The organism is Shewanella sp. 11B5 (genome assembly GCF_002836795.1).
GTDB classification, from domain to species: domain Bacteria; phylum Pseudomonadota; class Gammaproteobacteria; order Enterobacterales; family Shewanellaceae; genus Shewanella; species Shewanella frigidimarina.
Window position 1 is genome coordinate 1 of the sequence record NZ_PJAP01000679.1, and the last position, 2,043, is coordinate 2,043.

The 2,043-nt window shown below is 40.9% G+C and carries 3 protein-coding genes; all 3 read right to left on the minus strand.

The window, feature by feature from the left end; genetic code table 11:
• A partial coding sequence (locus CXF78_RS15210) for a ComEA family DNA-binding protein (protein WP_102037266.1) occupies window positions 1-270 on the minus strand: 270 nt, incomplete at its 3' end.
• A 140-nt stretch (window positions 271-410) separates the two neighbouring features.
• The gene (locus tag CXF78_RS15215; protein ID WP_102037267.1) at window positions 411-1,502 is read right to left on the minus strand and encodes a TIGR01620 family protein; all 1,092 of its coding nucleotides are present in this window, start codon (window positions 1,500-1,502) and stop codon (window positions 411-413) included.
• 35 nt (window positions 1,503-1,537) lie between these two features.
• A partial coding sequence (locus tag CXF78_RS15220) for a YcjX family protein (protein ID WP_145991480.1) occupies window positions 1,538-2,043 on the minus strand: 506 nt, incomplete at its 5' end.

Consider the following 2,043-nt stretch of genomic DNA (forward strand, 5'->3'; position numbering starts at 1 on the left):
TTTCAGATCGGTAAATTTGCCGTTTTTGGTTCGATAGTCAACAATCGCTTTTGCTTTGGCTTGCCCAATACCTTTCAGTGCTTGTAATTCCTCAGCGCTGGCTTTATTGATATTGACCTTTTGCATAGCCGTTGACTTTTTCTCAATCGATTTTGTGACTTTCTTTGTCGGCTCTGCCATTGCTTTTGCCGCTTCTGCAGCAAAAGAATTACTGCTAAGTAAACAACATAAACACGTAATTAATGCAGTTAATGTCAATGATAACTTCATGAAAATCTCCTTTCTTCCTTAGTTTGCTGGTATGCATCCTGCTCCATTACCAAGCTCGAAAGATTCAGAACGCTATACGATTTCCGAATCGGAGGTTAACTGTAGTCAACAAAATCGAATTGTACAAAAAAAACACTATTTTATTCGCTACTATCAACAGTCTGACTTTGTTTCGGTTTGCTTTTAGACATCATTGACGAAGTAAACTGCTTTAATTCACCGAGTAAATGTTGATGAACGTGGGATAATTTAGGCTTGTTGTGTTTGTTAAATGCGATCGGCCGACACAAGCTCATGGCTTGATAACCTAACCTTGCAGTAAGTAAACCACCGCCAAGCCCTTGTGCAATTCGAGCAGACACCTTGCCGGTCATTTCTACTGATAATAATTGGGTACCTAAATCGGTAATCACCTCGGTACTGCCAGCATAAATAATATTCGTCACAATACTACGAATCAGTTTTATGCGGCTCCAGTAACCCAGCTCCACGGCATAAATGGCAGCGACTTGATTAATCATTTTTTGATTTCGCCACAAGATAATCGCCATATCCAGTGCAGCTAATGGGCTTGCTGCTAATAATAATGCCGACTCAGCAGCAAAGCGGTTAACGCGTTTCTTCGCCAGTAAATCGCGCTCGGATAGCACAATATCTTCAAATAACAACACGATTTCTGCATCATTATGTTCATGGCTACAGGCTTGTAAATATTGTTGTTTAGCCTGATTATTTGGGTATTTGGCTAATATTGGTGCCAAAAACGTTTTGGCTTCGCCCATTTGCATGCTTTGGGATAATCGCTCAGCTGTGCTTTGATGATCACTGACTTGTTTAAGATTAACCAACTTACGCCATTCTTTAACCGTAATGACCGTGGCCCATAAGCTAACAATGGATAACACAGAAGCATAAAAACCAAATAACCACGGACTTTGTTGAAAAGAGTCAAGTAACCCCATCACGGTTTGTACGATAACCAATAACACCAAACCAATTACCGATAATAAAGCCAATAAAGACCAACGCTTAGCCTTTGCAGGTTTAATGCTGTCGTCCATTGCTGCTGGCAATTCTGATAGCGATTGCTCACAAATAAAGTCAATTTCTTCAAATGATTTAGTCGGCTTAATTGCTTCTTCAGCCGATGGGTTCTCATCTGTCACAATAAGATCTGACTCGGTAAATATTTGCGATTTTTTTATCGGCGAATTACGTGTAGGTTCATTCATAACTAATGCTCACATTTATTCTCAAAATAAAACCATTAAGACAATTTATCGCCTAATAGAAACTCCAAGAGATGGTCGAGACGAATGTGTTCGAATTGCGGATTATTATCATGGATATGGCTCAAATTGGGCGGTAGGAAAGCACTAAAGCTAAACCCTTGTTGTTGCCAAAACTCTGCATCGGGTAATGATGTGGGCACATCTCCTGGGTATACGGTGACTTGCTTACCATCAAGCCCAGTGCCTTTTACCACTTCTTGTTGAACACCCTCTATATTAACCATCCCGTGTTGAGTAGCCTTAATCGCACTTATCGCCATGGTTTCAACTTCACTGCCTTCAAAGTTGGCATAATGCTGGCTTTGTTGCAGCATTGCGGTTAACAAACTAAGCACATGGCTTTGCTGATCACGGGTCACTCTGTCTACTTGGCTGGCAGCAAATAACACTTTGTCTATCCGCGGTGAAAATAAGCGCCTAATTAAGCTCGACTGGCCAAACTGAAAACTTTCCATAATGCTGTTTAATGCGCTCCCCATGT